A 22709-nucleotide genomic window follows, 5' to 3' on the forward strand; every position below is an offset into this window, starting at 1 on the left:
GGAGTCGCCATATGATCAATCAAAATAAACCTCCTAGTGACGCCCAGCGTTTCTTGCAAAATGTGAGTGCCCGCCGCTCCATGTCTGTATTCGAAAGTCAATCTGCACCACAAACACAATCTCAATCACCTGAAGAAATTGCCGCTATTCAGGCCATGCGCAGAGAAGGACAACGAAAAGATTTAAAGCGATTGCTGAAAATGCGGCTTCACGACGAATTGGCAAATACCCGCATGCACTTGGAGTACCAATTATCCAAAACAGAAGACATGATGAACCAGACAACCATTGTCAAACAGCATGTATCCCAGCATTTAAAGGGACAAGCCATCTCAGAAATAGAGGAACGCATGCAGCGTCTCCAGCACATGCCTGTATATGACGATATCAAGGAAGCGATTGATTCCATTCGGATAAAATAAGCACTTCTCTTTGAAAGAGAGGTGTTTATTTTATTTTATCAGTATAATTTTTAGAACGGAAAAATATCTTTTTACTTAAAATCGGATACAGCATTAAACAGACAAGCAAATAAAGATTGAGCAAGCTGTAAATCGGATACAAGAAAGCAATTAAATCAGCAAATCCAAGAGAGGTTAAAGGTGCCATCAAAAGAAGCATGATGAATACAATGAACCAGCGGGGCATTCGTACAAAAGAGAGCATGCGGCTGGATAAACCAAATAATCCCGCAGCAGTTGTTGTATAAATCGCTAAACAAAGAACAATGGTCATAAACACAAACAATGATGTTGGTGCCCCCTCTAATACTGTAAACAAAGGAATCCCTTCTGCTGAAAGACTCCCAGAAATATCAACTAGTATTTCGTTATACACATAAGAAATGACACCAAAAATCAAACCGCTTAATATACTTGCAACCTTGGCCTCTCCAAGCCCCTTCATTTCTTTCCCCACTGAAGATAGCACCGCCACAACAGATAATATATTCAAAGAAGCAAAGACGATACTGGCAGGCCAATTGTATTGCTGGCCAAAATCAATTCTCCACATATGATCATGATTCATATAATAAAAAACAAACGCATAGATGAGCCCCGCCACCAAAATTGGTATAATGAAGGCATTCACAGATAAGAGCCCTTTCACATCCCAGAAAAAAATCATAAATGAGAATAAACAAAATGCACCGATTCCAACCCAAAATGGCACATGATACATCTCAAGTGTCACCCCGCCACCGGCAATCATGACTGTTGTTGTCGTGAATAGATAAAGAACAATTAAAATATCATACACCTTGGCCAGCCAAGGACCTACAAGACGCTCTAACACCGGCACAAAATGATCAGCACGCACCTCATAACTGATTTTTAACACCACATAGGTCGACAGCATAAACATGAGCGTAAACAGTAGAATGGCTAGTCCGCTATCAAGGCCAAAAAACTGCCAAATTTCTTGACCAGAGGCATATCCCGCTCCTATCAAGCTTCCTAAAATTAAAAGCGTCCACCTTGAACCAGCCTTCCACACAATCATCACCTCATAGGTATAGAATTAAGCTTGTTTCCGTATACTGTTACTAACTACTATGACAAGGAAGTGAGACCTATGAATAGCAAGAACGGTCTTTTTTTAAGAAATAGGGTGAAAGAATACGTGTCCCATACGGATACAAATGCCATTCAGCAGCTTAAAAGTATTTTATTCTCGCATCTTCAGAAAGCAGGAAAAAGACCCGTTGCCATCGTCTGCATAGGAACAGACCGCTCAACCGGTGACTCTCTAGGTCCACTTGTAGGAACAAAGCTTTCAAGTCTTGATTTAAAAAAGCTGCATGTATACGGCACTCTCTCTGACCCAGTGCATGCGGTCAATTTAAAGGAAAAGCTCGCTGAAATTGAACAAGCTCATAAACACCCATTTATCGTAGCCGTTGATGCCTGTTTAGGGAGAGTGAAAAGTGTAGGATCGTTTCAAATTGGAGAAGGACCGTTAAAGCCCGGTGCAGGTGTGCAAAAAGAGCTGCCAGAAGTAGGCAATATTCATATTAATGGAATCGTCAACGTGAGCGGTTTTATGGAATACTTCGTTCTCCAAAACACACGTCTTCATCTTGTAATGTCTATGGCCAATACACTGTCTGAAAGTCTATCCCACATTGATCAAATGGATTGGACGAGAGAAAAAAGCCGTTCTCTCTTCACCCCTATTCAAAATATCACGGGAAGAATATAAAAAAGACCACCTCATATCAAGATGGTCATTCCGATGATTCTCTCGTAGAAAGCAATTCAAGGATTCTTTCTAAATCTTCATTTGAGAGAAATTCAATCTCAATTTTCCCTTTTTTCTTCTGTTTCTTGATCGTCACTGAAGTACCAAAGTAATTTTGTAAGAAAGATTCTCTTTCTTTCAACACGCGATCCTTTGGTGCTTCTTTTTTCTTTGTTTCACGTGGAACATTTTCATTTAATTGCTGAACAAGTTTCTCAACCTGACGGACATTTAATCCTTCGTCCACGACCTTCTTTACCAATGGCGCCAGCTTCTTTTTGTTTTTCAAACTAAGCAGCGTGCGTCCATGTCCCATGGATAATGTTCCATCCGCAATCAGCTTCTGTACTTCATCCGGTAATGTTAATAAACGAAGGTGGTTCGCAATATGCGGTCTGCTTTTGCCTAATCGCTTAGCTAATTCCTCCTGAGTCACACTTAAGTGATCTAGTAAGGAGGCATAGGCTTCCGCTTCCTCTAATGGAGATAAATCCTCGCGCTGTAAGTTTTCTAAAAGAGCGATCTCCCTCATCAGTGTTTCTGAAAATTCCCTGACGATCGCAGGAATCGTTGTCAAACCAGCTTGTTGTGCTGCACGGAAACGGCGTTCTCCTGCAACAATGTCATATCCTTTAATCGATTTACGAACAATAATCGGCTGTAAAACACCATGCTGCTGAATTGATTCTTTGAGATCAGACAATGCATCATCATCAAACGTTTTCCTTGGCTGATAAGGGTTCGGGCGCAAATCCTTCAACTTAATTTCTTCGACAGTTTCTTCATTGGAATCCACATTGTTAAATAGTGCATTAATACCCTTTCCAAGACCTTTAGCCATTCGCATCCACTTCCTTTGCTAAGTCTAAATAGACATCTGCACCTCTTGAACGTGGATCATACAAGATAATAGGTTTCCCATGACTAGGCGCTTCACTTAGTCTCACATTTCTCGGAATCACGGTCTGATAGACTTTATCTCTAAAGTATTTTTTTACTTCTTCGATGACTTGGATTCCAAGATTTGTTCTTGCATCAAGCATTGTCAGTAAGACACCTTCAATGGCAAGGTCGGTATTTAGATGTTTCTGCACAAGACGAACCGTATTCAACAATTGACTCAATCCTTCAAGCGCATAATATTCACACTGAACCGGTATTAAAACAGAATCGGATGCAGTTAACGCATTAATCGTCAGTAACCCAAGTGATGGCGGGCAGTCAATAATCATATAATCATAATTTTGCTTCACAGATTCAAGTGCTCTTTTCAGCCTCACTTCACGTGAGATCGTAGGCACAAGCTCAATTTCCGCCCCTGCAAGCTGTATCGTCGCAGGAATGACATCAAGATTTTCGACCTCTGTCGTCTTAATCACATCAAGTACATCTGCATCGTCTACTAAAATATCGTACACGCACTTCTCTACATCGGCCTTCTCAATCCCAATACCACTCGTGGCATTTCCCTGCGGATCAATATCAACTAACAACACTCGTTTTCCTATGTATGCTAAACACGCACCCAAATTAACAGAAGTTGTCGTCTTCCCAACGCCGCCCTTCTGGTTGGTAATCGCTATGATTTTCCCCACGATGTCACCCACTTTCAACTTAACAAGTTTCTCATTCATTCATACTTCCTATTCTATCAAAAAAAGTATGAAACGTTTGCTTTTTTTGTTTCTCCATTATAAATTCGTGAATGAATCTGTGTTTCCGTACATGGATAGATGCATAAAAACGCGCTTAGAAGATATATTAATATATCTTTTTGAAGAAAATAACGAGACAAAAAACCCCCACTTTTCATGAAAAGTGAGGGAGATACAATCAAAAGTTTAACCCGCCAATTTTACGGCCTTCGCTCACAATGACTTTAGGTGTCACTGTTTTATAGTTCTTCTTTTTCAAAAACCCATAGGGTGCTTTAATGGTAAATGTGGCATGTCCAACAGCGTCCCCGGTTTTCGCGTAAGCCTGCCATACAATCTTTGAACAATAAGTAGGGTCCAAGGATTGAATAGACATAGTGATCGAATATCGAGCCTTCGGATGGTCTTTCACGTAATCGTGCGCCCAATCCCCAGCTAAATCTGCCTTTTCCTGATGATTAATCCGAATCACCTTTGTATTGGCACTATAGCGAAACCAGCTTTGAATGGAATCAATATTTGGATGCTGCCGGAACCCAGGAATGGATGCATAGCTTTTCTCATTAATGACGATGCCTGCATGACCAATTAAACCATTCAAAGCACCAGTGCTCGTCACCAATATATCCCCTTTTTGAGGCATAATATCGGTTCCAGGATACGGTTTACCAAAAAGATGGCGAATGGTATTCGGCCTTTCATCTGTTACCATTTCATCCTGTTTGTTTTGCCGTAAGCCATAGTTCTCCAAATCATCATCAGCTGTGATGACATCGATCGCATCGTCCTGAGACGCTTGCTCTTGATTTAATTGTTGAACCGTTACATCTGTCGAAACCACACCTTGTTTCTTCAGAGCACTGAGTTCTTCTTTTGTAATCGTTTCTTCCGCTGAATGAGTATCATGATTCGTTGACGTGCTCACAGCAAACACAGTCGTTTCATTTGAAAAAAGAGAAAAAGAGATTAGTAAATAACAGATAATAGCAAAAATAGTCTTTTTCATTTTCATTGGTTATATGTCACCTCCCTTCTACTATGAAAATCATATTTTACCAATTAATTAATAATAAGTAAATATCATGAATTTAAGGGAAGGAAAGACAAAAAAAGCTGACGAGTAATGCTCATCAGCTTTTTTCTATTTAGGAATGCGAATGGTTAATTGGATATATTCCTCAAATTCTTCTTCCTCGGTATTTATTTTAAGTCCGCTATCTTCTACCATATGGAGAGACTGACGAATGGTATTCATCGCAATTCGCGTATCTCGGCTAAACGCCTTACGTTTCGGCTTCGGTTTGCGATCTGTTTTTTGTTCAAGCATCTTCACTACACGCTCTTCAGTCTGTTTCACATTTAGCTGCTTTTCAATGATTTCCTGCAACAGCGTGATTTGTAATTCTGGAAGCTTTAGAGGTACAAGTGAACGGGCATGCCTCTCAGAGATTTTTTTCTCCAAAATGGCTTGCTGTACCTCTTCAGGCAACTTTAAAAGTCTTAGTTTGTTTGCAACAGTCGATTGTCCCTTACCTAAACGCTGAGCAAGCGCTTCTTGCGTTAAATCATGAAGCTCTAAAAGACGTGCATAAGCATGAGCCTCTTCAATTGCAGACAGCTCTTCTCTTTGCAAATTTTCAATCAATGCCACAGATGCCGTTTCCGTATCAGTAAAATCTTTTATAATAGCGGGGATTTTCTCCCATTGAAGAGTTTGTACCGCTCTCCAACGTCTTTCGCCGGCGATCAGTTCATATTTTCCTTCTTCTTCTGTTGGTCTAACAACAATCGGTTGAATAATGCCATGGGTATGAATGGTTGTGGCCAGCTCTTGTATCTTTTCTTCTGAAAAAATGGTGCGTGGCTGAAAACGGTTAGGCATAATTGTGTCGACCGGGAGCTCCTGTATCTCTTCCTTTAATGTATCATGCTCAGCAATCTCTGCCTCTATTTCGGTATCACGCTCAGGTTGTTCTTTGTCACCAAGCCCGAAGAAGCGTGAGAGTGAATGCTTCATGAACCTACACCACCTTTAAAAACTACCTTTTTATAATTCTATTTTCTCATGTTTTTTCCTTCTGTAAAATCATAAATATTGAAGAAAAACCGACCTTTTACATGATCAACCTTCTATTGGTGATTTATTAGGTGTTCCTGGTTTTCTAGGATATTTTTTTGGTGTTTGTTTTTTCTTTTCAATGACAATGATGTTCCGTTCGCTTTCTTCTAAAGGAAGAACAAAGGAATGCTTTTCAACAACCTCTCCTCCGAGGACAGTGAAAGCTTTTTTTCCTGCTTGCATCTCTTCATCTGCAGCAGATGCTTTTAATGCAACAAACAATCCTTCCTTTTTCACAAGAGGCAGGCATAGTTCGCTCAAGACAGATAAGCGCGCAACTGCTCTAGCGGTGACAAGGTCATAGCTTTCACGTTGATCTTTACGTTGTCCAAAGGTCTCCGCACGATCATGATAAAAAGTAGTATCTTGTAAGTTTAACCCTTTTGCTAACTCATTGAGAAACGTAATGCGTTTCTGGAGAGAATCAACAATGGTCACATGTAGATGAGGGAAACAAATTTTAAGAGGAATGCTTGGAAAACCAGCACCAGCTCCAATATCACAAATTGTTGTCACATTGTGAAAATCAATAAAAAATGCTGCTGATATCGAGTCATAAAAATGCTTTAAATATACTTCTTCCTTTTCTGTAATGGACGTTAAATTCATCTTCTCGTTCCATTCTACAAGCATATGGAAGTAAGTTTCAAATTGTTCAAGCTGCACTGGAGAAAGAGTGATCCCTTTCTCCTCTAGTGCTGCTGTAAATTGTTCAATGTTCATGCCGACATCCTTTCTACTCTGCTATCTTCGCAATACGTCCCTGCTCCAAATACACTAAAAGGATAGAAATATCAGCAGGGTTAACGCCTGAAATACGAGAAGCCTGTGCAACAGAAAGCGGTCGGACTTCTTTTAGCTTTTGCTTCGCTTCAGTTGCAATCCCTTTGATGGCATCATAATCGATTCGATCCGGAATCTTTTTGTTTTCCATCTTTTTCAGCTTTTCAACTTGTTGGAGCGACTTTTCGATATAACCTTCATATTTAATTTGAATCTCTACCTGTTCACACACATCAGCAGGAAGCGATGTGTCAGCAGGAGCTAGTTTCACAACAGATTCATAGTTCATCTCTGGGCGCTTCATCAGATCACTAGCGCGAATACCGTCCTTCAATTCACTTCCACCAAGTGAACGAATATATTCCTGTGTCTCTACTGTAGGTTTAATAATGACAGAATATAAACGTTTTTTCTCTGCTTCAATGGCCTCTTTTTTCTGTGTGAATGCTTGGAATCTCTCTTCAGAAATTAAACCAATGTTATATCCAAGTTCCGTTAATCTTAAATCAGCATTGTCATGACGCAGAAGTAAGCGGTACTCTGCACGAGAAGTTAAAAGACGGTAAGGTTCATTTGTACCCTTCGTGACAAGATCATCAATGAGAACACCGATATATGCATCAGATCGGCTTAAAATGACTTCTTCTTTACCCAATGCTTTTCTTCCTGCATTGATACCTGCCATAATTCCTTGACCTGCAGCTTCCTCATAACCAGAGGTACCATTAATTTGGCCAGCTGTATATAATCCAGAAATTTTCTTCGTCTCAAGTGTCGGCCACAATTGTGTAGGCACAATCGCATCATACTCAATGGCATAACCCGCTCGCATCATTTGTACATTTTCAAGTCCTGGAATGGTTGACAGCATTCGTTGCTGTACATCCTCTGGCAGACTTGTAGATAAACCTTGAACATACACTTCTTGCGTATTACGGCCTTCTGGCTCTAAGAAAATTTGATGTCTCGGTTTATCATTAAAACGAACCACCTTATCCTCAATAGACGGGCAGTATCTAGGACCTGTTCCTTTAATCATACCTGAATACATAGGAGAACGGTGAAGATTCTCATCAATAATTTGATGAGTCTCTAAACTCGTGTATGTTAACCAGCATGGTAATTGATCTGTAATATATTCCACAGTTTCATAAGAAAACGCACGTGGTACATCGTCACCTGGTTGAATTTCCGTCTTACTATAATCAATCGAGTGGCTGTTTACTCGAGGTGGTGTCCCAGTTTTAAAGCGAACCAAATCGAATCCTAATTCTGCTAGATGATCCGATAATTTAATGGAAGGCTGCTGATTATTAGGACCGCTTGAATAAGAAAGATCCCCTAAAATAATGCGGCCTTTTAAGAAAGTACCAGTCGTTAGAACAACAGACTTCGCGCGATAATTTGCACCTGTTTGAGTCACAACACCTTTACATTCATCATCTTCTACAATTAAATGGTCTACCATCCCTTGCAGCATTGTTAGGTTTGGTTCATTTTCCATTGTTTTTTTCATTTCGTGCTGATATTGAAACTTATCTGCTTGCGCTCTTAACGCACGGACAGCAGGTCCTTTCCCAGTATTCAGCATACGCATTTGAATATGTGTCTTATCTATATTTCGTGCCATTTCTCCGCCTAGCGCATCAATTTCTCTGACGACAATCCCTTTAGCGGGACCTCCTACGGACGGATTACATGGCATAAAAGCAACCATATCGAGATTGATGGTCAATACAAGTGTTTTGGCGCCCTGTCTTGCAGAAGCAAGAGCAGCCTCAACACCAGCATGACCGGCACCGACGACGATTACATCATATTGGCCAGCTTCATAACCCATTTCTTTTGTTCCTCCCTTTACTTTCCTAAACAGAATTGAGAGAATAACTGATCAATTAAGCTTTCATGAACAGCATCCCCAATAATTTCACCTAGCTGCTCCCAACAGCGTGTTAAATCTATTTGAACAATGTCGATCGGTACATCCATTTCAATTCCTTCTAGAGCATCCTCAATCGATTGTTTTGCTTCTTGAAGGAGCGCAATATGCCTAGTATTGCTCACATACGTTAAATCTCCACTTTCAATTGAGCCAGTGAAGAATAATGATTGAATAGCCATTTCAAGCTCATCAATCCCTTTTTCTTGCAATAAAGATGTTGTCACGACTGGACGATCTTTCGCTAACTCTTTTACTTTTTCTACATCAAGTTTAGGCTCAAGATCAGTCTTATTGACAATCACAATAATATCCATACCTGAGACAGCCTCAAATAGCTTAATATCTTCCTCAGATAACTCTTCACTATAATTGAGCACAAGTAAAATCAGGTCAGCTTCTTTTAAGACCTGTCTTGATCGTTCGACCCCAATACGCTCAACAATGTCTTCAGTCTCACGTATACCCGCAGTATCTACTAAACGGAGCGGTACTCCTCTTACATTCACATATTCCTCGATGACATCTCTGGTTGTTCCAGGAATATCGGTCACAATCGCCTTTGTTTCCTGAACAAGACTATTTAATAAGGAAGACTTCCCAACATTTGGCCTTCCAATAATAACAGTAGATAAGCCCTCACGTAGGATTTTCCCCTGCTGTGAAGTCGTTAGAAGCGATTCAATTTCCTTTTTCACAGATGTCGCCTTCTCAACTAAGACTCGATGTGTCATTTCTTCCACATCGTCATACTCTGGATAATCAATATTCACTTCTACATGGGCAAGTGTCTCCAATATCTCACCACGAAGACGTTTAATCAAACCGGAGAGACGTCCCTCCATTTGAGTCATTGCGACATTCATCGCACGATCAGTTTTTGCACGAATCAAGTCCATTACGGCTTCTGCTTGTGACAAGTCGATTCTTCCATTTAGGAAAGCACGTTTTGTAAACTCACCTGGCTCCGCTAATCTCGCTCCTTCTTTTAAAGCAAGCTGCAAGACTTTATTGACCGTGACAATTCCGCCATGGCAGTTGATCTCAATAACGTCTTCTCTCGTAAATGTTTTTGGCGCTCTTAATACAGACACCATGACCTCTTCTATCACTTGCTCGGTACTTGAATCTACAATATGACCATAATGAATTGTATGAGAATCCACTGATACAAGTTTTTTCTCCTTAGGCCCCTTATACATGCGATCAGCAATCTGAACTGCATCAGGCCCGCTTAAACGTATAATGGCAATTGCCCCTTCACCCATTGGTGTAGAAATTGCTGCAATTGTATCCACCGCTCATTCACCTCTTTCTCTATTCAATAGACAGTCTTATATCTATTAAATGGACGTTGTCCATCTCTATATCAAAAACGCTTAATCCAAAATTTAAAGATACCACAAATGCATGCGAAGCGAAAGTAGCCCACATTTAATTATCCACAGTTTTGCACCCTGTCTATTTTAACACTTAACTTATCCACATGTGAATAACGACGTTCTAAACTTGTCTTCACATCTTACACCTAAATCCAATAAATTAAAACGCCCTTCTCCCTTTGCAACTAAGGGAAAATGACGTTTTCGATCTAAATAACACACTAACTTTTTAGAAATAAAGGAGGAATCTACTATTAAAAGGTAATTTTTCAATAAAAAAAGACTAAAATCCAGCTTTGCTGAATCTTAGCCTTTCTGCTATTTTTTATACATCACCACAACATGACGCTTGCTGCCTGTATCTTCGGATGCCGTGGCAAGTTCTTTAGAAAATGCTGCAATCGTATCATGAACGACTTTTCGTTCATTCGAAGGCATCGGTTCTAAATGAACCTTTCTCTTCGTTTTTAAAACACGGTTTGCCGTTTTGATTGCATATTGTTCAAGTGCTTCTTGTCGTTTCTTCCTATAATCTCCAATATCAATTGTAATATGATGATACTGATCAGAATAAGAATTAAACACTAACTGCACCAAGGTTTCTAAAGAGTACAGTGTTTGTCCTCTTTTTCCAATCATTAATGAAGTTTTGTCTCCATTAATGTGAAAAGAGATCTTTTTCGTTTCTTTTTTCGAAACAATGTTTGCTTTAGGATCAATTGATTTAACAATTTTATCTAAATACTGTGTTGCTAATTTGAGCGCATCTCGCTTTTCTACTAACTTGACAACAGCTTGTCTTTTACCAAATAATCCTAAAAACCCTTTCTTTCCTTCATCTACTATTGTGATATCTACTTCTTCTTGTAGTAGTTGAATTTGTTTCAGTCCGGAATCTACTGCTTCTTCGACTGTGCGACCGACAGCAGTTATTTCCTTCATTTTTTGTTCCCGCCAGCTTTTTCTTTTGTATCAACTTTTACTTGAGGTGTTTTAATGACCAACGTTTGAATGATCATGAAAATGTTACCTACAACCCAGTACAGTGAAAGTGCCGCTGGGAAACTGATTGCAAATACAATGATCATAATTGGCATCACCCAAAGCATAATCGCCATTTGAGGGTTGTCCGAAGGATTGCCAGCCATCATTAGCTTCTGCTGAATAAAAGTAGCTACACCTGCAATAATCGGTAACAGGAATAATGGATCTGGACTGCCTAAGTCAAACCATAAGAAAGTATGCTTCTTGATTTCAGCTGTTCTCATGATCGCATGATAAAAACCAATTAAGATTGGCATTTGAATTAAGATTGGGAAACACCCTGCTAATGGATTTACACCATTCTTTTGGAAAAGAGCCATTGTTTCCTGTTGAAGCTGCTGCTGTGTTTTCTGGTCTTTTGAGCTATATTTTTCACGAAGCTTCTTTAGTTCTGGCTGAAGTGCTTGCATTGCTTTTGTACTTCTTAACTGTTTAATCATTAATGGTAAAATGAGCAAACGAATCAAAAGAGTTACAATAATAATCGCTACACCATAGTTTTCACCAGTTAAGTTTGCCATGTAAGTGATTAATTGAGATAGCGGGTATACAATGTAAGAATTCCAGAATCCCTTACTATCTGATGTGATTGGTTCATTGATTTGTGTACATCCTGCCAATAGAACCAACACGCCAATCAAGCTAAATATTAGTAATAATCGCCTTTTCAACAAGATTCCTCCCATTACTTCAAACTTTATTTAAGTTGGAATTGATTACGAAAGTGACTCACCTAATCAGTATGGTAACATTTTTTCATTACAAAGTGGTGGTTTCATTTTTATTCACTAGATGAAGGAAGCGCTTTTAAAAATTGATTCAACGAAAGTTTCTATTACGAAGACTTTTTCGGTTGTTGTTGATAAACAGCGGATTTTCTAAATAAATGCTGGAGAGACTTCTTTGTTTCTTCAAAGGTCAATTCGCTTGCTGGTTTTCGTGCGATAACAATGTAGTCTTTTTCTTGCTTTAGCTTATGACCTTCCTCTAAGAACACCTGACGGATCAATCGTTTAATCCGGTTTCTTATCACTGCATTACCTATCTTCTTACTGACAGACAATCCTAAACGCAGTTCTTCTTGATTTGGTTGGTCCAGCTGATAAATGACGAATTGGCGATTAGCCATTGATTGACCTTTTTTGAACACTGTTTGAAACTCTTCATTTTTTTTTAGCCTGTTTCGCTTCTTCATGTTTTCTTCCACTCCGATAAAAACTGACAGTTCATTTACGATTTTATGTAAAAAAGACCACTGACATTATTCAGTGGCCTAAGCTGATAATTTTTTTCTACCTTTGCTGCGGCGTCGCTTTAAAACTAGACGTCCGTTTTTAGAACTCATACGGCTGCGGAAGCCATGAACTTTACTACGCTTACGGTTATTTGGTTGAAACGTTCTTTTCATTTATGACACCTCCCTGAGGAATAGCTGTTTAAGACAGTCTAACTCATTATATTTGTGTAACCCATCGATTGTCAATATCAATGATAAAACTCTTATTATCAACCTTATAAGCATAACACAAGTTATCAAGTGAAGAAACCTTCTTTTTTAGTTTCCAGCATTTTATTCTTTTTTTCCTTCAAAAAAACCTTCAAAACAAGGTTGTGGATATTTTTCCGGCATATTTTGACTATCCACATCCATTATCGACATTTTTTTCACACAAATAACCTATGTGGATAATTATTTTTCAACAGGATGTAAAGTGTGTGGATAAGTTTGTGACACCCATTGCACCATCTTGTTTATTTTGATATTATATTTGTGTTTTAACTCTTAATTACTTATCTGGCCTATTTATCTTATCCACAATTTGTGGATAACCTGTGGAAAGTTATTACACAGCTTGTTGAATTGTTTATCCACAACCTGTGTAATTTGTCGAAAAGACGTTTTTCTACTATATTAATTGTTTTCAACAAAGTATGTGCACGAATGGTGATGACCATTTGCTCTTTTTCGTGTTCTATAACAGTTTGATACTGGTCATTTTAAAAAGAAAAGGAGGGGGGAGAAGCCTTATGGAAAATATTTTGGATCTGTGGAATAAAGCACTTCAAAAAATAGAGACAAAATTGAGCAAACCTAGTTTTGAAACATGGATGAAGTCCACTAAAGCCCATTCTCTTCAAGGAGATACGCTGACTATTACTGCACCTAATGAATTTGCAAGAGACTGGCTCGAGTCAAGATACCTTCACTTAATTGCAGATACCATCTATGAACTGACAGGCGAAGAGCTCAGCATCAAATTTATCATTCCTCAAAATCAGGACGAAGAGGAAGCCATGCCAAAATCTCCAATCAAAAAAATGTCGAAAGAAGAACCCGTTGAAATTCCACAAAATATGCTGAATCCAAAATATACATTTGATACTTTTGTTATTGGTTCAGGCAACCGTTTTGCTCATGCCGCTTCACTTGCAGTCGCAGAAGCACCAGCAAAAGCATATAACCCGCTTTTTATTTATGGGGGCGTTGGTTTAGGAAAGACTCACTTAATGCATGCGATCGGTCATTACGTCATCGACCATAATCCATCAGCCAAAGTGGTCTATCTATCATCTGAAAAATTTACAAATGAATTTATCAACTCAATCCGGGACAACAAAGCAGTCGATTTCCGTAATCGCTATCGGAATGTAGATGTGCTTTTGATAGATGATATTCAATTTTTAGCAGGAAAAGAACAAACACAAGAAGAGTTTTTCCATACATTCAACACACTTCACGAAGAAAGTAAGCAAATCGTCATTTCTAGTGACCGGCCGCCAAAGGAAATTCCGACACTTGAAGACAGATTACGCTCTCGATTCGAATGGGGCTTAATTACAGACATTACCCCGCCAGATCTAGAAACGCGTATTGCGATCTTACGTAAAAAAGCAAAAGCAGAAGGTTTAGACATTCCGAATGAAGTCATGCTTTATATTGCCAATCAAATCGACAGCAACATTCGGGAACTGGAAGGTGCTTTGATTCGTGTTGTTGCTTACTCTTCTTTAATCAATAAAGACATCAATGCTGATCTAGCAGCTGAAGCCCTAAAGGACATCATTCCTTCATCGAAACCTAAGGTGATTACAATTAAAGATATTCAAAGAATTGTAGGGCAGCAATTTAATATTCGATTAGAAGATTTCAAAGCGAAGAAACGTACGAAATCAGTTGCTTATCCAAGACAAATTGCGATGTATCTCTCTAGAGAAATGACAGATTCCTCTCTACCTAAAATCGGAGAAGAATTTGGTGGACGAGATCATACGACCGTCATTCATGCTCATGAGAAAATTTCAAAATTAATCGTTGAAGATGAACAGCTTCAGCAGCATGTCAAAGAGATCAAAGAACAACTAAAATAATCAAGCTGATAAGATAAGTACGGGAAAATGTGAATAACTAGAGCATAGTCATACACAGTCTGTCCACATGTGGATAGGCTGTCTTTCCTTTCTTTCTACTGACTTATCCACATATTCACAAGCCCTACTAGTACTTCTACGATTTTTATTAAATAAATATATATACATGTCATTAAGAAAAATTAGGAGGACCACTATGAAATTCACGATTCAAAAAGATCGTCTTGTTGAAAGTGTCCAAGATGTATTAAAGGCCGTATCCTCTAGAACAACGATTCCTATTTTGACAGGGATTAAAATTGTTGCATCTGACGAAGGGGTTTCTCTCACAGGGAGCGATTCTGATATCTCAATCGAATCTTTTATTCCTCAAAGAGATGGAGATTTAGAAGTCATTACAATTGATCGACCAGGAAGTATTGTGCTGCAAGCCCGCTTCTTTAGCGAAATCGTTAAGAAACTGCCTATGTCTACTGTCGAAATTGAGGTAGAACAAAATCATCTGACCATCATCCGCTCTGGTTCAGCAGAATTTAATTTAAACGGCTTAGATGCTGAAGAATATCCGCATCTGCCACAAATTGAAGAGCATCATGCTTTTCAAATTCCAACAGATTTGCTTAAAAACCTTATCCGTCAAACGGTTTTCGCAGTGTCCACCTCAGAAACACGACCTATCTTGACAGGTGTAAACTGGAAGGTTGAAAAAGGTGAATTAATATGCACAGCAACGGATAGTCATCGTCTTGCTTTAAGAAAAGCGAAGTTGGATATTAACGAGGAAAGCTCGTACAATGTGGTCATTCCTGGAAAGAGTTTAACAGAGCTAAGTAAAATTCTTGATGATGGACAAGATCTTGTGAGCATCGTCATTACGGAGACACAGGTTCTCTTTAAAGCACAGAACGTGCTGTTCTTCTCAAGATTGCTGGATGGTAATTACCCAGATACAGCTCGCCTCATTCCGCAAGAAAGTAAAACGGATGTAGTGGTGAATACGAAAGAATTCCTTCAAGCGATTGATCGCGCGTCACTTTTAGCAAGAGAAGGGCGTAACAACGTTGTGAAGCTTTCTGCTGATCCTGCGCAAAGCCTTGAAATTTCTTCTAATTCGCCTGAAATCGGTAAAGTAGTTGAAACGGTGCAAGCAGATGACATTAAAGGGGAGGATCTCAAAATCTCTTTCAGTCCGAAATATATGCTTGATGCTTTAAAAGTATTAGAGGGAACAGAGATTCATGTCAGTTTCACTGGCGCAATGAGACCATTCCTATTACGAACGCCAAATGATGATTCCATTTTGCAATTGATTCTTCCAGTTAGAACGTATTAATTTGGTCTAAAATGGCTGCTGTGTGAGCGCACAGCAGCTTTTTTCCTCGTTTCCTCAGCTTTCTTTCATCCCAGTTCGCTTTCCCCCTTTCCTTCTTGTCTTGTTTTTTAGTACAATTAGATATTAGTGATATTGAAAGAGGTCGATACAATGCCTAATCTGATAACGATTGAAACAGAAATGATTACATTAGGGCAGTTTTTGAAATTAGCCGAAGTCATTCAATCTGGTGGAATGGCGAAGTGGTTTTTAAGTGAACATGAGGTGTTCATCAATCAAGAGCCAGATAATAGACGGGGACGCAAATTATACCCAGGTGATGTTGTCGAGATAGAAGGTCACGGCACATTTCAAGTTGTGAATTAGAAACGGGTGACAATACATGTACATTCAAAGTCTGGCGTTAACTTCATACCGAAACTATGAACACACCGAGCTTCAATTCGACAATAAGGTGAATGTGATGATTGGTGAGAACGCCCAAGGTAAAACGAACCTGATGGAAGCGATCTATGTATTGTCGATGGCAAAGTCTCATCGTACGTCAAATGATAAAGAACTTATCCGATGGGACGAAGACTATGCTAAAATAGAAGGTAGAGTCATCAAAAAAAATGGTCCACTCCCCATGCAGCTCGTGATCTCAAAAAAAGGAAAAAAGGGCAAGGTCAATCACATTGAACAACAGAAACTCAGTCATTATGTTGGTGCCTTGAACACCATCATGTTTGCACCAGAGGATCTCAGCCTTGTGAAAGGTAGCCCGCAAATCCGCAGAAGATTCCTCGACATGGAGATTGGACAAGTGTCTGCCGTCTACTTGCATGATTTATCGCTCTATCAAAAAATCCTCACTCAGCGAAATCATTACTTGAAACAATTGCAAACAAGAAAGCAAACGGATCAAGCGATGCTGGAGATTTTAACAGAGCAGTTGATTGATGCGGCAGCGAAGGTTGTCAAAAGACGACTGACTTTTACGAAACAGCTCGAAAAATGGGCGCAGCCGCTGCATTTTGGGATTTCAAGAGAGCTGGAAACGCTCACGCTCCAATACCAGACGGCCATAGAGGTATCAGAAGCGTCAGACTTGTCGAAAATAAAAAATAGCTATGAAGAATCGTTTCAGAAACTAAGAGACAGAGAAATAGACCGAGGGGTGACGCTATGGGGGCCTCACAGAGATGATCTTCTTTTCTTTGTGAATGGTCGGGATGTTCAGACATATGGCTCTCAAGGGCAGCAAAGAACAACAGCTCTTTCACTAAAGCTGGCAGAAATTGATCTGATTCATGAAGAAATCGGTGAATACCCAATTCTTCTACTCGATGATGTTTTATCTGAACTTGATGATTACAGACAGTCTCATTTGCTCCATACCATTCAGGGACGTGTACAGACCTTTGTCACCACTACGAGTGTTGAAGGCATCGACCACGCCACCCTGAAAGAAGCGGAAATTTTCAGAGTAGCCAGTGGAAAAGTAATTGACTGATAAATGAGGTGTGAGTCTTGTATATTCATTTAGGTGATGATTGTGTTGTTTCTACACGAGAGATTGTCGCAATTGTTGATTACAAAATGAGGTCATCTTCTGTTGTAGAGGAATTTCTTCAAAAACAAGAAGAACAAATCATTTCGTTGTCACAAGGGACACCCAAATCCATCGTCGTCACAACTGAATCCGTGTATTACTCTCCTCTTTCCTCAAGCACGCTCAAAAAACGTGCTTCATTTGTGATTGAAATTGAAGTCTAAAAGCTCAATTCATATAAATATATCGTTTAAGAAAAGTGTAGGTGAATGTACGTGGCAATGGAACAGCAACATAATAGTTATGATGAAAATCAGATACAGGTGCTCGAAGGACTAGAAGCGGTTAGAAAACGTCCAGGAATGTACATTGGGTCAACCAGTGCAAAAGGACTTCACCATCTTGTATGGGAAATTGTCGACAACAGTATTGATGAGGCTTTAGCTGGTTATTGTACAGACATTACAGTGCAAATTGAAAAAGATAATAGCATCACAGTGAAAGATAACGGCCGCGGAATTCCTGTTGGGATTCACGAAAAAATGGGACGTCCTGCTGTAGAAGTCATTATGACGGTTCTTCACGCTGGTGGTAAATTTGACGGCAGCGGTTATAAAGTATCTGGCGGTCTGCATGGTGTAGGGGCATCTGTTGTTAATGCGTTATCTACGACCTTGGACGTGACCGTATACCGTGATGGAAAAATTCATTATCAACAATTCAAACGCGGCGTTCCAGTTGGAGATTTAGAGGTCATTGGTGAAACAGATGTAACAGGGACAACGACTCATTTTGTGCCAGATCCAGAAATTTTCACTGAAACCATTGAATTTGATTACGACACACTTGCTAACCGTGTACGTGAGTTAGCTTTCTTAACAAAAGGCGTCAACATCATCATTGAAGACTTACGTGAAGGCAAAGAGCGAAGAAACGAATACTGCTATGAAGGCGGTATTAAGAGCTATGTAGAACATTTGAATCGCTCGAAGGAAGTCGTTCATGAAGAACCAGTTTACATCGAGGGTGAAAAAGACGGAATCACCGTTGAAGTTGCACTGCAATACAACGATTCCTATACAAGCAATATTTATTCTTTCGCCAATAACATCAACACATATGAAGGCGGATCACACGAAGCTGGCTTTAAAACCGGTCTGACGCGTGTCATCAATGATTATGCTCGTAAAAATGGCGTATTCAAAGATGGTGACTCGAATTTGAGCGGAGAAGATGTACGAGAAGGCTTGACAGCCATTATCTCTATCAAACATCCAGACCCTCAATTCGAAGGACAAACGAAGACAAAGCTCGGTAACTCAGAAGCAAGAACCATTACCGACTCCCTCTTCTCCGAAGCACTTGAGAAATTCCTCTTAGAGAACCCTGATGCTGCAAAGAAAATTGTGGAGAAAGGTGTGATGGCAGCTCGTGCAAGAATGGCTGCCAAAAAGGCACGTGAGCTGACAAGACGTAAAAGTGCACTGGAAGTCTCTAGCTTGCCTGGGAAACTGGCAGACTGTTCTTCTAAAGATCCTTCCATCTCTGAGCTTTATATCGTAGAGGGAGATTCTGCGGGCGGATCTGCTAAGCAAGGTCGTGATCGACATTTCCAAGCGATCTTACCGTTAAGAGGGAAGATCCTAAACGTTGAAAAAGCCCGACTAGATAAAATTTTATCTAACAACGAGGTTCGTTCAATGATTACAGCGCTAGGGACTGGAATCGGAGAAGACTTCACTTTAGAGAAAGCACGTTATCACAAAATTGTGATCATGACTGATGCTGATGTTGATGGAGCGCATATACGGACGCTACTCCTAACATTCTTCTATCGCTACATGCGTGAAATCATTGAAAACGGTTATGTGTATATTGCACAGCCGCCTTTATATAAAGTACAGCAAGGAAAACGTGTTGAATACGTGTATAACGATAAACAGCTAGATGAACTGTTAAAAACGCTGCCTCAAACACCGAAACCTGGACTTCAGCGTTATAAAGGTCTTGGAGAGATGAATGCTACTCAGCTTTGGGAAACAACAATGGATCCTGATGCGAGAACACTTCTTCAAGTTACACTTGAGGATGCAATCGATGCTGATGAGACTTTTGAAATGCTAATGGGAGATAAAGTAGAGCCGAGACGTAACTTTATCGAAGAAAATGCACAATACGTAAAAAATCTTGATATTTAGATAGGTATCCCCCTTGAGAGCAACCTTATTTCTTGTTTGGAATAAGGTTGTTTTTCAAGAAACAGGGGCGTGAAACGAATGTCCTGGTTTTCTACGTTTCGTTGATTTTCTAGTAAATAAATGTGTATAAAGGCAAGATTATTGATATAATGGAGAATAGTCTTGTGAAGATAAATACATATTTTACTCCCACATAATTTATTTCATGTGATACGTAAAGGGAGGTTCTTATAGTGAGTGAACAACATACACCAAATGTACGCGAAGTGAATATTAGCCATGAAATGCGTACGTCCTTTTTAGATTATGCAATGAGTGTTATTGTTTCGCGTGCATTACCAGATGTGCGAGACGGATTGAAGCCCGTGCATCGAAGAATTTTGTATGCGATGAATGACCTAGGTATGACAAGTGATAAACCATTTAAGAAATCTGCTCGTATCGTTGGGGAAGTTATCGGTAAGTACCACCCTCACGGTGATAGCGCTGTATATGAAGCGATGGTTCGGATGGCGCAAGATTTCAACTATCGTAATATGCTGGTTGAAGGGCACGGGAACTTTGGTTCTGTCGATGGAGACGGTGCAGCAGCCATGCGTTATACCGAGGCACGTCTTTCTAAAATTTCGATGGAGATCCTGCGTGATATCACAAAGGACACCATTGATTATCAAGATAACTACGATGGCAGTGAAAGAGAGCCAGTCGTTATGCCTGCTAGGTTCCCGAACTTATTAGTGAACGGGGCAACTGGAATCGCTGTAGGGATGGCAACGAATATCCCGCCTCACCAACTAGGTGAAGTGATTGATGGGGTATTGGCAATTAGTCAAAATCCTGAAATGACGACACAGGAACTAATGGACATCATTCCAGGTCCAGACTTCCCAACTGCGGGACAAATCATTGGCCGAAGCGGTATTCGTAAAGCGTATGAAACAGGACGCGGCTCTATTACATTACGTGCAAAGTCAAATATCGAAGAAACATCTAGTGGTAAGCAGCGCATTATCATCAACGAGATTCCTTACCAGGTTAATAAAGCTCGTTTGATCGAAAAAATCGCTGATCTTGTCCGTGATAAAAAGATTGATGGCATTACAGATCTTCGTGATGAATCTGACCGTAATGGAATGAGAATTGTCATTGAACTACGAAGAGACGCAAACGTCCATGTTCTATTAAACAATCTTTATAAACAAACGACACTTCAAACGTCCTTCGGTATTAACTTGCTTGCACTTGTTGATGGACAGCCGAAAGTGTTGTCTCTCAAACAATGTCTTGAATATTACCTTGAGCATCAGAAAGTGATCATTCGTCGAAGAACGGCGTATGAATTGCGTAAAGCGGAAGCAAGAGCTCATATTTTAGAAGGCTTAAGAATTGCACTTGATCACTTAGATGAGGTCATTGCCTTAATTAGAGGCTCTCAAACTGCTGAAATTGCAAGAAATGGTTTGATGGAAAACTATAGCTTGTCTGAAAAACAAGCACAGGCCATTCTCGATATGCGACTCCAGCGTTTGACTGGTTTAGAAAGAGAGAAAATAGAAGATGAATACAAAGGACTTGTTGAATTGATTGCTGAATTGAAAGCCATTCTAGCAGACAATGAGAAAGTTCTAGAAATCATTAGAGAAGAATTAACAGAAATCAAAGAACGCTTCAATGATACGCGCCGCACAGAAATTGTGACAGCGGGTATAGAAACAATCGAAGACGAAGATTTGATTCCTGTTGAAAATATTGTGATCACACTGACTCATAATGGTTATATTAAGCGCCTGCCTGCATCAACATACCGCAGTCAAAAAAGAGGTGGTAAAGGTGTACAAGGAATGGGAACCAACGAAGATGATTTCGTTGAACAGCTGATCTCAACATCTACGCACGATACGATTCTCTTCTTCTCTAATAAAGGGAAGGTCTATCGAGCGAAGGGCTATGAGATCCCTGAATTCGGACGAACAGCGAAAGGGATTCCGATTATTAACCTTCTTGAAGTAGAAAAGGGAGAGTGGATAAACGCCATTATTCCAGTCAGCGAATTTGATGAAGATTCGTATCTCTTCTTTACAACAAGACACGGTGTATCGAAACGAACGTCATTGTCTCAATTTGCAAACATCCGTAACAACGGTTTGATTGCACTCAGCCTGCGTGATGAAGATGAATTGATGGCTGTTCGTTTAACCAATGGTGAAAAACAAATCATCATCGGAACGAAAAAAGGAATGCTCATTCGTTTCGACGAGACAGATGTTCGTGAAATGGGACGTACAGCAGCTGGAGTTAAAGGGATCACACTTTCTGAGGATGACATCGTCGTTGGAATGGAAATCCTTGAGCCAGATGCAAATGTATTGATCGTAACTGAAAAAGGTTATGGAAAATTAACGCCTGAAAAAGAATATCGTGTCCAAAGCCGTGGTGGTAAAGGTCTGAAAACGTGCAAGATCACTGACAACAACGGTCCGCTTGTTGCAGTGAAGGCGACTAACGCTGAAGCTGAAGAAGACTTGATGATTATTACAGGTAGTGGTGTCATCATCCGTATGGCTGTTTCAGATATCTCCACAACAGGCCGAGTCACTCAAGGTGTCCGTCTGATCCGTCTAGGTGATGATGAACATGTCGCTACAGTGGCATTAGTAGAACAATCACCAGAAGACGATGAAGAGAATAGTGAAGAAAACGTAGAAAATGTAGAGTCAGATCAAGAGCAATCTGAGTAAAGATAAAGCCGGTTTTTCACCGGCTTTATTTTTTTTTGAAAAAACATGATTTTTTTTGAAGTTTATAATGCTTTTTTCATAGATATGTGTTAATCTTTCAAAGGAGCAAAAAGAGGCTCTATTTTTTATCTCTTTCATAACAAAAACTTCTTAAAAAATAAAATGTTTTTCAAGAAAAATGTTGACTATTGATAGAGATATATGATATATTTAAGTGGTCGCTTTGAGAGAGTGACAAACGAGTTCTTTGAAAACTAAACAAGACAAAACGTACCTGTTAATTCGAGTTTTTATAAAAAAATCCTATGATACATCATAGGTAGTCAGTCAAACTGGCGAAAAGCAAAACTTCGGTTTTGTACTTTTTCGGAGAG

Annotated in this window: 21 protein-coding genes; 9 read left to right on the forward strand and 12 right to left on the reverse strand. The window is 39.7% G+C overall.

The window, feature by feature from the left end; genetic code table 11:
* Nucleotides 1-11: 11 nt before the first annotated feature.
* Nucleotides 12-422 (forward strand): hypothetical protein, encoded by a 411-nt coding sequence (locus BA79_RS17055; protein ID WP_007497462.1) that lies wholly within the window; start codon nt 12-14, stop codon nt 420-422.
* A 25-nt stretch (nt 423-447) separates the two neighbouring features.
* On the opposite strand, the gene BA79_RS17060 is transcribed toward BA79_RS17055, so the two are convergent.
* Nucleotides 448-1503, reverse strand: a complete 1056-nt coding sequence (locus BA79_RS17060) for a YkvI family membrane protein (protein WP_079919768.1) — start codon at nt 1501-1503, stop codon at nt 448-450.
* A gap of 72 nt (nt 1504-1575) precedes the next feature.
* Between BA79_RS17060 and yyaC the strand changes: the two genes are divergently transcribed.
* Nucleotides 1576-2202, forward strand: a complete 627-nt coding sequence (yyaC, locus tag BA79_RS17065) for a spore protease YyaC (protein ID WP_025208343.1) — start codon at nt 1576-1578, stop codon at nt 2200-2202.
* 25 nt (nt 2203-2227) lie between these two features.
* On the opposite strand, the gene BA79_RS17070 is transcribed toward yyaC, so the two are convergent.
* The 11 genes from BA79_RS17070 to rpmH all read right to left on the reverse strand — a co-directional run bounded on the left by BA79_RS17070 (nt 2228) and on the right by rpmH (nt 12571).
* Nucleotides 2228-3082, reverse strand: coding sequence for a ParB/RepB/Spo0J family partition protein (locus BA79_RS17070; protein ID WP_035704116.1), 855 nt, complete (start codon nt 3080-3082; stop codon nt 2228-2230).
* A complete protein-coding gene (gene soj, locus BA79_RS17075) occupies nt 3075-3836 on the reverse strand; it encodes a sporulation initiation inhibitor protein Soj (RefSeq protein ID WP_008360890.1) in 762 nt (253 codons plus the stop codon). The genes BA79_RS17070 and soj overlap by 8 nt, the downstream gene beginning before the upstream one ends.
* A 238-nt stretch (nt 3837-4074) precedes the next feature.
* Nucleotides 4075-4908, reverse strand: a complete 834-nt coding sequence (locus BA79_RS17080; RefSeq protein ID WP_017359870.1) for a YiiX/YebB-like N1pC/P60 family cysteine hydrolase — start codon at nt 4906-4908, stop codon at nt 4075-4077.
* Between the two features lie 129 nt (nt 4909-5037).
* Complete coding sequence (gene noc, locus BA79_RS17085; protein ID WP_008347579.1) at nt 5038-5913, reverse strand: nucleoid occlusion protein; 876 nt, start codon at nt 5911-5913, stop codon at nt 5038-5040.
* 105 nt (nt 5914-6018) lie between these two features.
* Complete coding sequence (rsmG, locus tag BA79_RS17090) at nt 6019-6738, reverse strand: 16S rRNA (guanine(527)-N(7))-methyltransferase RsmG (RefSeq protein ID WP_035704119.1); 720 nt, start codon at nt 6736-6738, stop codon at nt 6019-6021.
* Nucleotides 6739-6751: 13 nt separating this feature from the next.
* Nucleotides 6752-8638: a tRNA uridine-5-carboxymethylaminomethyl(34) synthesis enzyme MnmG gene (gene mnmG / locus BA79_RS17095; RefSeq protein WP_035390146.1), complete on the reverse strand. Its 1887-nt coding sequence runs from the start codon at nt 8636-8638 to the stop codon at nt 6752-6754.
* A 17-nt stretch (nt 8639-8655) separates the two neighbouring features.
* Nucleotides 8656-10035: a tRNA uridine-5-carboxymethylaminomethyl(34) synthesis GTPase MnmE gene (gene mnmE, locus BA79_RS17100; RefSeq protein ID WP_017359868.1), complete on the reverse strand. Its 1380-nt coding sequence runs from the start codon at nt 10033-10035 to the stop codon at nt 8656-8658.
* A 402-nt stretch (nt 10036-10437) separates the two neighbouring features.
* A complete protein-coding gene (gene jag, locus BA79_RS17105) occupies nt 10438-11061 on the reverse strand; it encodes an RNA-binding cell elongation regulator Jag/EloR (protein ID WP_035704123.1) in 624 nt (207 codons plus the stop codon).
* Nucleotides 11058-11840, reverse strand: coding sequence for a YidC family membrane integrase SpoIIIJ (gene spoIIIJ / locus BA79_RS17110; RefSeq protein ID WP_089374159.1), 783 nt, complete (start codon nt 11838-11840; stop codon nt 11058-11060). The genes jag and spoIIIJ overlap by 4 nt, the downstream gene beginning before the upstream one ends.
* A 158-nt stretch (nt 11841-11998) precedes the next feature.
* Nucleotides 11999-12358, reverse strand: a complete 360-nt coding sequence (rnpA, locus tag BA79_RS17115; RefSeq protein WP_008347592.1) for a ribonuclease P protein component — start codon at nt 12356-12358, stop codon at nt 11999-12001.
* A 78-nt stretch (nt 12359-12436) separates the two neighbouring features.
* On the reverse strand, nt 12437-12571 hold the full coding sequence (gene rpmH / locus BA79_RS19290; RefSeq protein WP_008360908.1) for a 50S ribosomal protein L34: 135 nt from the start codon (nt 12569-12571) through the stop codon (nt 12437-12439).
* Between the two features lie 620 nt (nt 12572-13191).
* On the opposite strand from rpmH, the gene dnaA reads away from it, so the two are divergent.
* The 7 genes from dnaA (at nt 13192) to gyrA (ending at nt 22335) form a co-directional block, all read left to right on the forward strand.
* Nucleotides 13192-14532: a chromosomal replication initiator protein DnaA gene (gene dnaA / locus BA79_RS17120; protein WP_008347594.1), complete on the forward strand. Its 1341-nt coding sequence runs from the start codon at nt 13192-13194 to the stop codon at nt 14530-14532.
* Nucleotides 14533-14728: 196 nt separating this feature from the next.
* Nucleotides 14729-15865 carry a DNA polymerase III subunit beta gene (gene dnaN / locus BA79_RS17125; RefSeq protein ID WP_008347596.1) on the forward strand — a complete coding sequence of 379 codons (1137 nt, stop codon included), beginning with the start codon at nt 14729-14731 and terminating at the stop codon, nt 15863-15865.
* A 150-nt stretch (nt 15866-16015) separates the two neighbouring features.
* Nucleotides 16016-16231, forward strand: a complete 216-nt coding sequence (gene yaaA, locus BA79_RS17130) for a S4 domain-containing protein YaaA (protein WP_008347598.1) — start codon at nt 16016-16018, stop codon at nt 16229-16231.
* 16 nt (nt 16232-16247) lie between these two features.
* Nucleotides 16248-17360 carry a DNA replication/repair protein RecF gene (recF, locus tag BA79_RS17135; RefSeq protein ID WP_007497487.1) on the forward strand — a complete coding sequence of 371 codons (1113 nt, stop codon included), beginning with the start codon at nt 16248-16250 and terminating at the stop codon, nt 17358-17360.
* Nucleotides 17361-17377: 17 nt separating this feature from the next.
* Nucleotides 17378-17623 (forward strand): extracellular matrix regulator RemB, encoded by a 246-nt coding sequence (gene remB, locus BA79_RS17140; protein WP_008360920.1) that lies wholly within the window; start codon nt 17378-17380, stop codon nt 17621-17623.
* 57 nt (nt 17624-17680) lie between these two features.
* Complete coding sequence (gyrB, locus tag BA79_RS17145) at nt 17681-19597, forward strand: DNA topoisomerase (ATP-hydrolyzing) subunit B (protein ID WP_026050185.1); 1917 nt, start codon at nt 17681-17683, stop codon at nt 19595-19597.
* A gap of 233 nt (nt 19598-19830) precedes the next feature.
* Nucleotides 19831-22335: a DNA gyrase subunit A gene (gyrA, locus tag BA79_RS17150; RefSeq protein ID WP_017359864.1), complete on the forward strand. Its 2505-nt coding sequence runs from the start codon at nt 19831-19833 to the stop codon at nt 22333-22335.
* The last annotated feature ends 374 nt before the right edge of the window (nt 22336-22709 follow it).

Source organism: Bacillus altitudinis 41KF2b (genome assembly GCF_000691145.1).
GTDB lineage: Bacteria > Bacillota > Bacilli > Bacillales > Bacillaceae > Bacillus > Bacillus altitudinis.